Raw genomic sequence first — 14574 nt, forward strand, 5'->3', positions numbered from 1 at the left:
CCGGTACCGGCCAGGCGACTGGACATCTCTGGGCCGGTACCGGGATCACGCTGGAACACCGAGTGGTTCCCGGAGGAACCTTGACGGATACCACGACGCATCCCGGCCCCGGTGCTGCCGCAGCACAGGCTACCCGGCCCGAGAGGTACCAGTTCGACAAGGCCGTGCGCAGGCAGCGCCACGCTCGTGTGGCGCTGGACGGGCCGCCCGGCTCGGGCACCCTGTACACCGCGCTCGCCCTGGCCACCGCCATCGGCAAGAAGGTCGCCGCGATCGACACCCAGCGCGGCAAGGCCAGTGTCTACGCCGACACCTTCCCCTTCGACATGTGCCCCCCGCTTTCGTACTTCTCGCCCGAGACGCTGATCACCGCACTCGCGCACTGCGCGGACCAGGGCTACGACACCGTGGTCATCTCGACCCTCAGCCAGTTCTGGAACGGCCCCGGCGGTGTCCGGGAGAAGGCCGTCCGCGCGGGCAAGCGCGGCGCAACCAGCGGCTGGAACGAGGTGCGGCCGCTGGAGTGGAGGATGCTCGACGCCCTCATGGGCTACCCCGGCCACGTGTTCGTCACGGTCCGCGACAGGCTCGACTACGTCAGCGAGCCGGACGAGTACGGCAACCAGCGCAGGCGAGTGATCCCGCTGGGACCGAGCTGGCGCGACGGCCTGGAGTACGAGTTCGACATCGTCGCCACGATGCACCACCCCCACACGCTGGTCGTGACCAGGGCACCCACGGCTGATCTCGCGGGTGCGGTCGAGCCGGAGCCCGGCGCCGCCTTCGCGGCCCGCATTAAGGCATACCTCGACCAGGGAGCGCCGATCGAGCCGGTCGACGACCTCGTCACCGAGGCGCGACTGCCCGGCCTGACCTTCGAGGAGCTGGGCGACCTGATGAACCGTGTCCGGCTGCGGCAGGCCGAGGGCTACCCCCTGCTGCTGCCGGACAGCACCGGCACCACGCTCGGCGCGTACATCACCCAGCGCGGCAACGAGCTGCGCGCCGCCGATCGCTAGCCCCCTGGCGGAGCCCGGCCCCCGATTCCTTGCACTCGCCCGCCCGACAGCACCGTTCGCCCCGTGCTGCCCTGGCGCGGCCCATCGCGGCCGCGCCTGCGGGCGAGGCAACTCCCCTCCGTCTCAAGGATGTGCATGCCTCACACGCTGATCGATCCTGGACCGATCTACACCCTGCTCGACAGCTACCGGGCCCTGGCCGACCGGCACAAGGCCGCCCTCGACCCGTATCTCGACGCCGACGGCGACGTCGCGGTGGACCGGGAGGCGGAGTACGACGAGCAGGAGCTGGCCATCGCGCGGGAGACGCAGCAGTGGCTGGAGCAGGCCATGAGCACGCTGACCGAGCTGGTCCGGCTGCCCAGCAACCAGAAGGTGACCGTGCTCGGCCAGGACGGCCAGCGCTTCCCTCTCATCACCGGCACGCTCGACGGCAATGCCCGCGCCGCCTTCCGCAATGGCCAGTGCCACGCCCTAGCCCGCGCCCTGTCCGACGCCACCGGCTGGCCCATGGCCGTTCTCATCAGCGACTACTGCGGCACTGACCCTGACATGTGCAGCGCCGAGGAGCTGAGCGACGGGGTCTGCGCCTGCCAGCTGGCGCACCTCGTGGTCGTGCATCCCAACGGCGTGCACATCGACATCACCGGCGCCCACCTGCCGGGATCCGTTCCCGAATACGAGGACCAGGAGGCCATCGCGGTCGACGAGCGGTTGTGGTCGCATCTGCTGCGCTCGCCGTACTGGCGCAGGCCCGCGCTCGACGTGGCCCGCACCTTCGTCGGCCCGCTGCTGAAGTCGCTCCCCCCGGCGCTGCGGCCGCTGACAGCGACGGAGGACGCCGCGTGATGCGGCAGACGCTGACGGCTTTGGGCCGCGCCGCCGTCGACGGCGCGGCCCACTTCCTCCTCGGCCTGGCGGACACCGTGGCCAGCCACTCCCGCCTCCCCAACCCGGTCGCCGCCGTACAGGCCATCCGCGCCTCGGCCGCCGCTGGCAGCGGCTGCTGCACCACCGTCCACGAGAGCCTGCGCACCGCCGGCCTCCTCAACGACCAGGATCACGACGCGTGCGGTGTCGCCTGCGCCCCGGACCCCGTCCAGGACCTGCTGGACATACTCGGCCCCTGGGGCCTGCGCGGCGCCGTCCGCACCGCCGTCGAGCTGTACGGCACCTACGGCGACCCCGACGACGTGCTCTCCACAACCCAGGTTGAGCAACTCCGCCTGGCCTCGGCCCACTTCGACGCCGAAGACGACTGACCGCCCCGCCGCCCGCTGCAGAAGGGACTCCTCCTTGACCGCCCCCGCCGTCGGCCCCGTCCTCACCGCCCTGCTCAACGCCTTCGACGACTCCCGCAAGACGGTCATCACCGAGACCGCGTACGCGACCGGCCTGCTGTGGCCTTGCCTCAACTCCGCCTGCTCCACCCAGAGCAATCCGGGCGAGGCGCAGTTGTGCTCCGGCTGCGGCTACGACCGCACAGGCAAGCCCATCTCCGACGTCGAGCCCGGCCTCTACCCCATCCCGCCCGAGCTGTGGGAGGAGCTGCGGCATCACCTGCGCACCTGGTTCGCGCAGCGGCCCGAGCCCACGCCGGACGCGGTGACCTTCACCTACCGGTCGCAGAACACCCCGTGGTTCCTGCACGAGGTGACCGCCCACTACGGCGGCCGCACCGAGACCCTCGACGCCGACTTCGACAACACCGAGATCGACGAGACCCTCACGGCCATCGCCGACGAGGCCGAGCCGAACTACGGCGAGGACCTGCGCATCACCCTGTGAACTCCCTTCCTACCCGCGTCGACTGCCGGGCCCCCTCCAGGAGCAACCCCCTCATGGTCGACTCGCTCACGGCTGCCGATACCGCCGAGCTTCCCCTGCCCGGCGAGGGCCGGCTGAGCGTGCGCACGCTGCCCGCACCGCACGGCCGCGCCCGCTACCTCCTGCACGGCCGCCACGTGCGCGGCACGCTGGTCGTCATCCCCCACACCACCTACGACGGCCCGGTGCTGGCCGAGCAGGTCCGCGTCCAGTTCGGCGACGGCCACGACCGCGCGCCCCACGGGCAGCCCCGCCTGGACGAGCCGGTCGTACGCGGCGTCCGCGTCCCCGGCCACACCACCGCGCTCGACCCTCGCACCGTCACCGCCAACACGCCGTTCCTGTGCGGTGACGCGGTGGCCGTGCGCGAGGACGGGCGGACCCGCCGCATCCCCGACGGCGCGCGCACCGTCCTCGAGGCCGTGGTCGTCGCCGTGGTGCGGCACTGGCACCAGCGCCACGACCGCGACGCCCTCATCCTGGCCGCCGCCCAGCACCGAGCTGGCGACCGGGCCGCTTGGGAGGAGCGCCATATCCGCGCCCTGGTACACGAGTTGGCCACTGTGCGTGCCCAGCGGGCACACGCACGCCACCGCATCAACCAGATCACCGGCCTGGTCAGGCGCCGCCAGCCGGCCATCCTCCCGCCGGCCACGACGCCAGCTCGACTCACGCTCGTCGACGGCGCGGGCACCGCGCTGGGGGTGGTGACGGTCCTGGAGCGGGAGGTGATCGCCTCCCTGGGGCGGGTGGTGTACGAAGTCCACGGCGCCCGGATCCACGGCCTGTTCACCGTCGGCCCCGACCGCTACAGCAGCGACCCCGTCCCCGGCGGCATCTACGTCTTCTACGGCCGCCCCACCGGCACCGGCTGGCACGACCGCGCCTGCCGCGACGAGCCCACGGTCAACGGCGTCCAGCTGTCCGGCGGATGGAGCCACCCCCGCAGCGGCGACATCACTCCCACCGCGCCAAGCCGGCTGCCAGCCAGCGTGCGGATCGACGACACCCGCTCCCACTGCGCGCCGGACGCCACAAGCACCCGGGCCGGCGCCGTCCTGCGCGCCCTGGCCCTGCACTACCTGGATCGGCCGGACGTGGCCGGGCTGCGGATCGCCGCCGGGAAGCTGCGCGCCGAGGAGAACCTGAAGGCCGCCCGCACCCAGCTGGCCCGGCGGCGCCGCGAGGAGACCCGGGTCGCGGGGAAGCTGCGTCACCGCACCGGCCGTCACCGCCAGTTCACCGCCCTGCTCTCGCCGGCCCCCTCCGAGCAGGGCGCGGGTGAGGCCCGCTCCTGCGGAGCGGCTCGTGCCACCTGAGCACAAGACCGCAGCCCACGCGGCACGGGGCCCACCGCCCGCGAGGATCCCCGAAGTCCGTCACGGACCCGAGGGAAGAAGCCACATCCCGCCGACGCACCGATCTGCCCACCCCCGATGAAGGGATCCCCCGCATGACCTCGCGGCGCTACGTCGACATTCCGCGGCCCTACCAGCTGAGCCCGGGCCGCGTCCAGGCCGACCTGTACTTCCCGGCCAGCGCCCCGAAGCGGGCCCGGCAGCAGCACGCCGTCGCCACGGAGCTCGCCCGGATCTACGGCGTCAACGCCACCATCCCGGCCCTGGACGGTCCAGATGGATCCATCGCCAGCCGCCTGGATTACCGCCGTCTGAAGGTGCAGGGCAAGCCGCGCTCGCTCGCCCGCTACCTCGCCGCACTGCGGCGCGTCCTGACCTCCGTCGAGCGGCTGGCCACCCGGGCCGCCCGGGCCTTCGGCAGCTGGCGCCGCTCCCTGCTCACGGTGCTGTCCGGACAGCTGGATGACGAGACTCCCTCCACGCTGCGTGCTCGCGCGGCCGGCTTTCGTGCCGAGGTCCTGGGGACGCTGGTCGGCTACCTCGCGCGCGGCCCGCAGCAGCTCCCCCGCCGTGATCCGTCCCGGCCGCTGTGGGAGGAGGCCGAAGGCGTGGCGTACGAGGTGTGGCAGCACGCGGGCGGCATCGACCCGTGGGCCGTGACCGCGGAAGAGATCGACGCCGAGCTCCAGCAGATGCTGTACACCGATCTGTCCGTCGTTGAGCAGCCGGAGGCTGAAGACGTGTCGACGGTGCGGTTCACGATGCCGGAGACGGTCGCTGAGCTGCTGGAGCAGTCCGGGCCGGCCGAGCAGGCCCCCCTCGAGGATGTCGTCCATCAGCAGATCGTGATCACGTCGCGCGGTCCCGCTGGCGCTTCGGGTCGTGTGCCGACAGCCGCAGCACGCCGTTCCGTACGACTCGCGGGTTCCGGATCGCGCTGATGTCGTCACCGCCGCTGGTCGTGGCTTCAGGTGCTGTCCGCGCGTTCGCCGTGCGGACAGCACCTCCCTCCTTCGTGCCCCGACCGCAGGCGGGATCTGGTGCCGGACGGACGGGAAGCACCCGTATTCGCCTGCTGGTTGGCCGGCACGCGAGTACGGGTCGCTTCACCACGGGTCATCGCCGGCGAAGGTCGATTCCGCGCTCGCTCGCCAGGGCCAGCAGCGATGTGACGGTGGTGCCCTCACGAAGGCGGCGACGGACCTGCCGTCCGTCCAGGACGACGTCCAGCGCAGCGAGACCCACGCCCCAGGCCTTACAGGCCTGTACGGTCGCGGCGCCGTCCACGCCCAGGGCCCGCATCCAGGTCTCCAGTTCCGGGAGCGTCAGCCCGAGCGCGGCCCAGGCGGCGGTTCGCTCCCGCAGGAGATGCTGTCGCATCCGGGGCGCGAGCGTGGCGATCAGCTGTTTCACCCGGGAGCGCTCCGCGGGCCGGGGGCCGGCATCGCGGCGGGGTGACCTGGTGCGCGGGGCGGCCGTGCGGCTTCGCTGGATGACGCGCTGCAGTTCGGGCCCGAGATCGAGGCCTTCTCGGGCGGCGATGGCCTGGGCGTTGGGCGTCCGGTGGCGCGTGGCACGGGCCAGGTGCGCGGGCGACGGGCCTTCGGCCGACGATGGGCGCAGGTATGCCCAGATAGCGGTCAGTTCGGGGTCGGTGAAGTGCGGCTCGGCCACGGTGTGCCTCCAGGTTGCAGCGGTTTCGGGCATGCAAAAGGGCCCCGTGCCATCGGCAACGGGGCCCTGTGTAGGGGTCGTAGAGAGAAAACCAGTGAGGGTGGGTGGTGTCGGTCCGCTGGGCTCAGTAGCGGCGGACGGCGGGTGGCTCCTTCAGTCGGAGCACAGCCCGCGTGGAGCGGCCAGCGTAGCCATTTTTCTCGGCAGCTTCTGAGCGTTTCCGAAAAATGCAGGTCACAGGCGTTCGCCTGGCGGGAGCCCGGGGGTTGGGATTTCGCGACGAGTAGGGGTTGGGTGTCAGGTGGCGTCCTTGATCTGGTCGTAGGGCTGGTGGACGTCGCGTTCGGTCAGGAAGGTGCGCACGGCTTCGACTTGAGCGGGTGTTGCCTGTTTGGGGTGCCAAGGCCGTATGCGGGCGGTGCCAGCGACGTCGAGGGTGCGGCCGTCCAGCGTGAGGCAGCCGGCCAGGTGGGGAAGGCCCGCAGTCCAGATGCCCTCTTCGCTCTCGTACTCCCAGATCAGGGAGCGGGCGAAGATGCCGGTGAGGGGGTGATCGCGGTAGTAGCGGGCCCATTCGGCATGCGGCCACACGCGGTTTTCGTACAGCAGCGCGTTCAGGCGGCGGCGCTCGGCGCTCAGGGTCTCCTCGATCTTGCGGGCCAGAAGCCGGGTCGCGTCGACGTTGTGGGGCAGGTACTTGGTCTTGAAGCCGGTGGGCGAGCGGAACGGCGAGGAGGTACGGGTGGTGGCGCCGCCTTCGTCGACGTCGATCCAGTCCACGGTGACCCGGCCCGTGTCGGAGACGGTGATGACGGCTTCGTAGGGGATGTTGAGCCAGACCGCGCCGCGGCCGATCCAGCCCAGCTGCAGGGTGCCGTCCGGACCGACGCCGTGGGTGGGCACGGTCCGTTCCTGGAGCTGGTGGGGCGGGACGCCGAGGCGAGTGGCGGTCTTCTTGACCATCTTGGCCAGGTGCCGGTGGGAGTGGGCGCCCGGCTGTACCTCGCGGTGCAGGGTCCAGAGGGCTTCCATGGCCGACAGGTCGGCGAGGGCGGTGAAGACGGCGCCGGACAGGTCGTCGTCGCGCTTGTAGTAGCCGTCCAGGACGAAGGCGTTCTTGCGTGCCACCGTCAGCAGGTCTGCGACCAGGTCCTCGAGCTCGGTCGGCGAGGCGCCGAGGGCAAGGTAGCCGGCGGCCAAGGCGAAGCCGCAGGCCAGGCCGCGGGTGGGGGTGCGGTCCGACTTGGCCCACAGTTCCTGCCAGGTGACGTTGGGGTCGGTGCAGTCGTGCAGGGATCCGCCGGCCGACAGGGCCCGTATGGCCTCCGCCACCAGCTCCCAGGCGCCGTCGGCCTTCAGCAAGGCCTTTGTCTGCCGCTTCCAGGCGGCGTCGACCTTGTAGTGCCAGTCCCAGAAGGTCCCGGCCTGTCCGAGGTGCAGCACCAACGCGGTCAGCTCCGGCGGCAGGTGGGTCAGCCTTTCCCGGATCCGCTCCGCCCAGCCGTTGCCGTGCTCCAGCAGGTCATCCACGCATTCAGCCATACCGTGATCTTGGCAGGCAGCACTGACATACCCGTCGCGTCGCCCAGGACGCCTGCAGGGCTGTGGAGGGGCGGGAGGTGTCGCTTGAGCGAGGCCTCTGGCTCTGGCTAGGCAGGTCGTCTTGGCGTTCGAGCCGTGCGCGGGGCTGTCCTCAGCGCAGGGCTGCCTCGAAGGCCTCGCGGTTGGCCGCGGTATAGGCGTGTTCCCGCTCGGACCAGCGGATGCGCTCGGTGATCTGCTGGTCGTCAGCGACGCGAGGACGCGGTCGGGTGAGGTGGCTTCGCCACCACTGGGCGTTACGCGTCTGGCGATCGAGTATGGCTTCGACAAGGCAGGGCCGGGCGGCGGCGGGGAGTCCGTAGGCATCCGCAAGGATGCGCACCTGCGCTGCCTGGGCGGCGGCGGGCGGTGCCACGGGTTTGGAGGAGACGCACCAGGTCCACGCCATGTAGCCGAGGTCTTCGAGCGGGTCGCCTGGTGCGGCAGTGTCGAAGTCGATGAAGGCGACCGGCACATCGTCTGAGAAGACTGTGTTGTTCGGCCCCGGGTCGTGATGGCAGACCACGGGACACCGACCAGCGAGGCGGCTGCCACGGGTGGCATCGTGCAAGCCGCGGAGCAAGGTTCCAGCGGCGGCGACTTGAGGATCGGTCCAGCGCTGGAAGCGCGCGGGCACCCAGCCGGGCAGGTAGCTGAGCATGTCGCGACCCGCCGGGTCGTACCCAAGGTGGCGTGGCGCGCCGGTATAACCCTGCTGCTGAAGGTGATCGAGCAGCTCTGCCACAAACCGGGACGATGGCGTAACTGGCCGCCGAACGGTGTCACCGACCCTGACCACGCCGCGGGTGATGCGTCCACCGGACAACGGCACTTCGTTCTCCATGGCTCCATGCTGCGCGGTTTTGCTCCCTGTCAGTCCAGCGGATGCGAATGCTTATGTGAGGGCGAGGCCCTGGACGGGTGGCGGCCGCGACGCCCGGGGGCGGTGGTGTCACAGGGGGCCGCTACGGTTCGGACATGGCCGGGCACCTCTCGGGTCCGAACGGACTCGTCCCCGTTCACATTGCTGTCCACGACCCCTCCGAGATGGAGGAGCCCGATCCGCAGGCCGCCGACTACGCGCGCCAGCGCTTCGCGGCCTCGGCCAGGTACGCGGGCATCAGGTGGAGCGAGCACGGTGTTGAGCCGCGCTGGCTCGACCAGGACACCAGTACCTGCGCCGCCGCGATCAACCCGAGCCACTTCTCCGGTCGGGGCGCTGACGAATTCGACCGGTTCCTGTCCGGGGCGGCATCGCGCCGCGAGCCCGCGCTGATCATCGCCACGATGGGCAACGTGGACGATGACAATGACGGCGTGCGGTCGGTCTTCGGCCGCCCTGGCGGCCGCGTGGACTTCCGTCACTTCACCGGCTCGATCGCCGGCAAGCGCCTGCTCGCAGGGGCAGAGGTGTCGTTGGCTCCTGATCTGGACGCGGCCGACCGCGACCTGGGCCTGAGGCTGCGCAACCGCCCGGCCAACGCCCCCTGGTGGGCGATGGCTGTGCAGCCGACCGCCATGGAGGGCCCCCGCGGCACCACCGTGCACACGCCGGAAGGCGAGCTGGTGCCGATCCTCGTGGACAGCCTGGGCGAGCCCGTCGTCGCCCGCTGGACGTCCGGCGACGGTCAGCAGATCTGGTACGTGATCCCTGATGGGGTCGACTGGAACACGGTGGTCGACTGGCTCGTCCAGCGGGCCCTTCCCGAGAACGTCCCGGCCGCGCTGCGCCGCGTCCGCTCCCGACACAGCGTCGACCCCGACCTCGAGACGCCCGCAGAGAAGCAAGCGCGCGGCGCCCTGGAGGAGATGGAGCGCCGCTACCGGGAAGAAGAGACCCGCCTTCAGGCCGATCTGGAGCAGGCTCGGCAGGAGGCCGAACCCGTGCGGTCCGGTCTGCTGTACGGCAGCGGCGCCGAGCTGGTCGACGCGGTGGCCGTCGTTCTGCGCGCCGCTGGATTCACCGTCACCGACCTTGACGCGGAACTGGGCACCCAGTCGGCTGACCTCCTCGCCGAGCTGGACGGGTCCGCCTGCCTGGTCGAGGTGAAGGCCGCCTCCGGCGCGGCGGGGGAGAAACTGGTCTCTTACCTTCAACGCCATCTGGAGACCTGGCCGCAGCTGCGACCCGGCCAGCCGGTCACCTGCGCCGCCTTGATCGTCAACCATCAGCATCGGCTCTATCCTGCCGAGCGCCCGGCCGAGGTGTACCAGCGCAAGGGGTTCGTCGACGCGATCCCCTTCCCGGTGCTCGCCACCACGACCCTGTTCGCCTGGTGGTGTGCGCAGGACTGGCCGGCCGTACGGGCCGCCGTGCTCGGCCGCTCCCAGTCTGGAGAGCCGGGCAGTCCTTCCACGGGCGGGAGCGAGCCGCAGGGCCGCCGCCGGCGGCGGTGGTTTCTCTCGGGCGGGGACGGCACCACGTAGCGGTGCGCGGGCGCTCCCCTAAGCGTGCTCGCCGAACAGCGGGATCTCAGCGGGCGTAAGGTCGGCCCGGAGGCGCAGATAGCGCACGGGGTGACGGTGCCGCCCCAGATCGACCGCGGTATCGGTGTCAACCTCAGCGACAAGTTCGGGAATGACGGGCTGAAAAACCAGCGGTTCCTTCGACCCCCACCCAGCCGAAATACGCCACCCCCACCAGGGGTGCTCCGGGCCTGCCGCATGCAAGACGGCGCCGAGTTCGGCAGCCGCCTTGCGGGGCAGGGGCGTGGTGCGGGCGACCAACTTCAGCCGATCCGCCACGTCGAGCCGGCCGAGCAGGAGACTCGTCGGCGCGTGCGCGGTACCGGTGACCGCTCCGATGATCCCTTCGTCCGTCGTACGCGTCCTCAGCTTCAGCCACCCGCGCTCGCCCGGCCGGTACCGGGAATCCGCATCCTTGATCATCACGCCTTCGATCCCGGCCGCGCCCCAGACCGGGTCCATCCACGCTTGGGCAGTTGCGAGATCGGTGGTCTGCGGGCACAGGGCCCACGGTGCGGCCAGGCGCCGCGCGGCGAAGAGCCTCTCGAGCGCGGCCCTGCGGTGGCGCAGCGGTTCGTCCATGAGGACGTCGCCGGCCAGCTCGAGCACATCGAAGACGATCAGGTGGGCTGGCCGCTCGCGAGCCGCACGCTCAGCACCGGCTCCCCGGCGGCGGGCCCGGTTCTGCAGCGCGAGGAAGTCGAGTCCCTGCGTACCCCACACGACCAGCTCCGAGTCGAGGACCGCTTCGACACCGAGGGCAGAGGCGACGCGGGCGAGCTCCGGAAACGACTGGGTCAGATTCGCACCACGTCTGGACTGGAGAAATGGTTCCGGCCGGGCAAAGACCAGGCAACGGAATCCGTCGGCCTTCTGCTCGTAGACCGTCGGCCGCCTTACAGAGGCGGGTATCGCGATGACGGAGCGGGCTAGCATCGGCTCGACGGGGGGTGAAAGGTGCACCTTTCCATTCCTACGCCGTCCCCGCCGTGCTCGCGCCCCGGGGCAAGCTGCGCATGAACCCCCTGAAGTGTCACGGTCAGGCAGTGGCGTCGGCCAGCCGCTTCGTTCCGGACTGGTCGTCCACGCGGCCCATCACGCCCGCGCTGGGGCCAGCACCATGTCGCGCTCGAGGTTGACGGTCCCGGGATCAGCGGGGGCAACTCCACGCCGCCCCTAGTCGAACCGACCATCTAAGCGCGGGCGACGAATGCGTCGCAGTCTGTGCTGATCGGCCGCCTGGTGCACGGTCCGGTCCTCGGGCTGCTGATCCGGCAGCGCCAGGTTCTGCGAGGGCGGAGCCGTACCAGGGTGTGCCCGGCGATTCCGGTGGCCAGCCCCAGCAGAGCCTGCGCAGGCCGAATCTTGCTGGCCGAGGTGCGCGCACTCGAATACAGGTTCGATATAGTCGAGGAGCGGATGAAGAGATCTATGGTGGTTTAGGGGGGTTTGAGCGGAGGGTGTCATGCATGGAGGAGTGCCTCACCTGCATGTGGCGAGTGGATTTTCGGCCCGCTATGGCGCCTCCCACCCTCGTGACCTGGTCGCCCGGGCTGCCGAGCGCGGGACAGGTGTGGTGGCGCTGACCGACCGCGACATGGTGACCGGCACCGTTCGTTTCGCCAAGGCCGCTGCCAACGCCGGCATCCGACCGGTGTTCGGCGTCGATCTCGGCGTTGCCAGCCACATCTCTCAGACTCCGGTTCGCCGTCGCGCGCCCGCGCGCGGCGGCGCGCACGTGGTCGAGGCACCGTTCAGGGCCACGTTCCTCGCTCAAGACGCCGCCGGATGGGGGCGGCTGTGCCGGATGGTGTCCACCGCTCACTCCGACGCATTCCCGACCGGCGCACCTGCGACGGCGTCCTGGGAAGCGCTCGCAAAGTACGCGTCGGACGGCCTGCTGGTACTGCTCGGGCCTGCCTCCGAGCCGCTGCGCGCCCTTGCCGGCGGCCGAGCGGACATCGCACAACGCCTTCTCGCGCCGTGGCGGCAGGTCGCTGGCCGCGGGCTGCGGCTGGAGATCGTGTGCTGGGGCCTGCCTGGCACCGGCCCGGGGTCGGTGCGTCTGGCGGCGCACACCCTCGCGCTCGCGGACCACCTGTCCATCCCCGCGGTGCTGACGAACGCGGTCAGGTATGCCGATGCCGCCCAGCACCGGATCGCAGACGTGCTGGACGCGGCCCGGCTGCTGCGGCCTATCGACCGTCGGCGGCTGGACTGCGGCGAGCGCTGGCTGAAGCCTCCTGCCGACATGATCGCGATCGCCGAAAGGGTCGCAGCGGCAGCCGGGGCAGACCGGCGCCGCGCCAAGCGGCTGATCGCCGACACCATCGCCGCGGCGGACGCCTGCACCGTGGACCCCGTACGCGACCTGGGTCTTGGGGTGCCGCATTTCCCCGAGCCGACGGTGGTCGGCGCCGCTCCGGAGCCCGGTGGGGCGATGCGGCTGCTGCGGCAGCGGTGCGAGGCTGGCATGGTGGCCAGGGGCCTGGACCTCGACCAGCGCGCGATGGACCAGCTCGAATACGAGCTCGGCATCATCGGCCGGCTCGGCTTCGAGCCCTACTTCCTCGCGGTCGCCCAGGTCGTTGCCGACATCCGCGACATGGGCATCCGGGTCGCGGCCCGCGGCTCCGGCGCCGGCTCCATGGTCAACCACGCCCTCTTCATCGCCACCGCGAACCCTTTGGAGCACCATCTGCTCTTCGAGCGGTTCCTGTCCGAGCGGCGGACGTCACTGCCCGACATCGACATCGACGTCGAGTCCGCGCGCCGCCTGGAGGTCTACGACCGGATCATCGAACGCTTCGGCCGAGAGCGGGTCGCGGTTACCGGCATGCCTGAGACCTACCGCGCCCGCCACGCCCTGCGCGACACCGGGCTCGCCCTCGGGCTCGCCCCTCACGTCGTGGACCGGATCGCGAAGTCGTTCCCGCACCTGCCCGCCTGTGACATTCGGCCCGCGCTCGCCGAACTCCCCGAACTTCGCCAGCTTGCGGCACAGGCCGAGTCGTTCGGGCCGCTGTGGGAGCTCGCCGAAGGGCTCGACCGGCTGCCGCGCGGGATCGCCATGCACCCCTGCGGAGTGATCCTGTCCAACTCCACACTGCTGGACCGGCTGCCGGTTCAGCCCACGCCGGGCGGCCAGTACCCGATGGTCCAGGCCGACAAGGACGACGTCGAGGACCTTGGCCTGCTCAAGCTCGACGTCCTCGGCGTGCGGATGCAGTCCGCCATGGCGCACGCCGTGAATGAGATCCGTCGTACCACCGGCCGCCACATCGACCTCGACAACCCTGACCACGTCCCGCTCGACGACCGCTTTGCCTTCGCCCTGATCCAGAACGCCGACACGGTCGGCATGTTCCAGCTGGAATCACCCGGTCAGCAGGACCTGGTCGGCCGGCTCCAGCCTCGCGACCCCCAGGACGTCATCGCCGACATCTCCCTGTTCCGGCCCGGGCCGGTGCAGGGCGGCATGCCCGCCCTCTACATCGCCGCCCGCCACGGCGCCGCTCCCACCTACCCCCACCCTGACCTCGAACCCGTCCTCGCCGACACCTACGGCGTGACCATCTGGCACGAGCAGATCATCGACATCCTCGCCATCATGACCGGCTGCGACCGCGCACTGGCGGAGGTCGCCCGCCGCGCCCTCGGCGACGCCGATCGCCTGCCAGGCATCGAGACCTGGTTCCGGAAGCTGGCCGGCACCCGCGGCTACAGCCCGAGCGTGCTCGACGAGGTCTGGGACACTGTTTCGTCGTTCGGCGCCTACGGCTTCTGCCGTGCGCACGCAGTGGCATTCGCCGTCCCCGCCTTGCAGTCCGCCTGGCTCAAGGCCCATCACCCCGCCGCCCTCTACGCCGGGCTGCTGGAGCACGACCCGGGCATGTGGCCACTGCGCGTCATCGTCGCCGACGCCCGCCGCCACAACGTGCCCGTCCTCCCCGTCGACATCAACACCTCTCGCCCCCAGTTCACCGTCGAGCAGACCGACGCCGGATGGGGCGTGCGCATCTCGCTCTCCTCCGTGAAGGGCATCAGCGAAGACGAGGTCGCACGGATCGCCGCAGCCCAGCCCTACACCTCGCTGCAGGACTTCTTCGCCCGGGCCCACCCCAAGCTGCCCACCGTCGAACGCCTGATCCGCATCGGCGCACTCGATCAGATCAAGGGGAAAGCCACGCGGCGGGACCTGCTGCTGCAGGCGACCGAGCTCCACCGCCACACCCGCACCCGCCCCGGCGCCGGACAGCTCCCGCTCGATGCCACCCTGGTGACCGCGGGCCCCTCCGGACTGCGGGAGATGTCCGCCCGCGAGCGGCTGGAGGCCGAGCTCGGCGTTCTGAAGATCGACGTCTCCCGGCACCTGATGCAGGACCACCACCGCCTCCTGCGCGAGATCGGCGCAACCGACGCCGCGCACCTCAAAACGATGCGCCCCGGGCAGCGCGTCCTCGTCGCCGGGGTGCGCGCTTCCACGCAGACCCCTCCCATCGCGTCGGGCAAGAGGATCATCTTCGTCACCCTCGAAGACGGCAGCGGTCTGGTTGTCGGCGTACAAGCGAACGTGCACCACCTCGTACGGATGAAAGTGCACCATTTTTGATGCGGTGACGGGGCGTCGGCCGTGAGTCTGCTGCTGT

The 14574-nt window shown here is 70.9% G+C and carries 12 protein-coding genes; 8 read left to right on the forward strand and 4 right to left on the reverse strand.

Annotation, left to right across the window (positions count from 1 at the left end; genetic code table 11):
• Positions 1-80 precede the first annotated feature (80 nt).
• From ABZV94_RS17030 to ABZV94_RS17055, 6 genes are all read left to right on the forward strand, one after another.
• Positions 81-1019, forward strand: a complete 939-nt coding sequence (locus ABZV94_RS17030; RefSeq protein WP_181412018.1) for an AAA family ATPase — start codon at positions 81-83, stop codon at positions 1017-1019.
• A gap of 135 nt (positions 1020-1154) precedes the next feature.
• The gene (locus tag ABZV94_RS17035; protein WP_356341121.1) at positions 1155-1868 is read left to right on the forward strand and encodes a hypothetical protein; all 714 of its coding nucleotides are present in this window, start codon (positions 1155-1157) and stop codon (positions 1866-1868) included.
• Positions 1868-2281 carry a hypothetical protein gene (locus ABZV94_RS17040; protein ID WP_356341123.1) on the forward strand — a complete coding sequence of 138 codons (414 nt, stop codon included), beginning with the start codon at positions 1868-1870 and terminating at the stop codon, positions 2279-2281. Before ABZV94_RS17035 ends, ABZV94_RS17040 begins: the two co-directional genes overlap by 1 nt.
• Before the next feature lie 34 nt (positions 2282-2315).
• A complete protein-coding gene (locus ABZV94_RS17045; RefSeq protein WP_356341124.1) occupies positions 2316-2807 on the forward strand; it encodes a hypothetical protein in 492 nt (163 codons plus the stop codon).
• A 53-nt stretch (positions 2808-2860) separates the two neighbouring features.
• Entirely contained in the window at positions 2861-4165 is a 1305-nt protein-coding gene (locus ABZV94_RS17050; RefSeq protein ID WP_024127469.1) for a hypothetical protein, read from the forward strand.
• A gap of 134 nt (positions 4166-4299) precedes the next feature.
• Entirely contained in the window at positions 4300-5145 is an 846-nt protein-coding gene (locus tag ABZV94_RS17055) for a hypothetical protein (RefSeq protein ID WP_356341126.1), read from the forward strand.
• Between the two features lie 175 nt (positions 5146-5320).
• Here ABZV94_RS17055 and ABZV94_RS17060 read toward each other — a convergent pair whose 3' ends face one another.
• The 3 genes from ABZV94_RS17060 to ABZV94_RS17070 form a co-directional block, all read right to left on the reverse strand.
• Complete coding sequence (locus tag ABZV94_RS17060; protein WP_024127467.1) at positions 5321-5878, reverse strand: hypothetical protein; 558 nt, start codon at positions 5876-5878, stop codon at positions 5321-5323.
• Between the two features lie 297 nt (positions 5879-6175).
• The gene (locus tag ABZV94_RS17065) at positions 6176-7420 is read right to left on the reverse strand and encodes a DUF4132 domain-containing protein (RefSeq protein ID WP_356341128.1); all 1245 of its coding nucleotides are present in this window, start codon (positions 7418-7420) and stop codon (positions 6176-6178) included.
• A gap of 151 nt (positions 7421-7571) precedes the next feature.
• Positions 7572-8303 (reverse strand): aminoglycoside phosphotransferase family protein, encoded by a 732-nt coding sequence (locus tag ABZV94_RS17070; protein WP_356341130.1) that lies wholly within the window; start codon positions 8301-8303, stop codon positions 7572-7574.
• 134 nt (positions 8304-8437) lie between these two features.
• On the opposite strand from ABZV94_RS17070, the gene ABZV94_RS17075 reads away from it, so the two are divergent.
• Positions 8438-9886 carry a hypothetical protein gene (locus ABZV94_RS17075; RefSeq protein ID WP_356341131.1) on the forward strand — a complete coding sequence of 483 codons (1449 nt, stop codon included), beginning with the start codon at positions 8438-8440 and terminating at the stop codon, positions 9884-9886.
• Positions 9887-9904: 18 nt separating this feature from the next.
• Here ABZV94_RS17075 and ABZV94_RS17080 read toward each other — a convergent pair whose 3' ends face one another.
• A complete protein-coding gene (locus ABZV94_RS17080; protein ID WP_356341133.1) occupies positions 9905-10888 on the reverse strand; it encodes an ATP-dependent DNA ligase in 984 nt (327 codons plus the stop codon).
• A 502-nt stretch (positions 10889-11390) separates the two neighbouring features.
• Between ABZV94_RS17080 and dnaE the strand changes: the two genes are divergently transcribed.
• Positions 11391-14537, forward strand: a complete 3147-nt coding sequence (gene dnaE, locus ABZV94_RS17085; RefSeq protein WP_356341134.1) for a DNA polymerase III subunit alpha — start codon at positions 11391-11393, stop codon at positions 14535-14537.
• Positions 14538-14574: the final 37 nt, after the last annotated feature.

It is taken from the genome of Streptomyces sp. NPDC004658, assembly GCF_040609555.1.
In the GTDB taxonomy this organism is placed as follows: Bacteria; Actinomycetota; Actinomycetes; order Streptomycetales; family Streptomycetaceae; genus Streptomyces.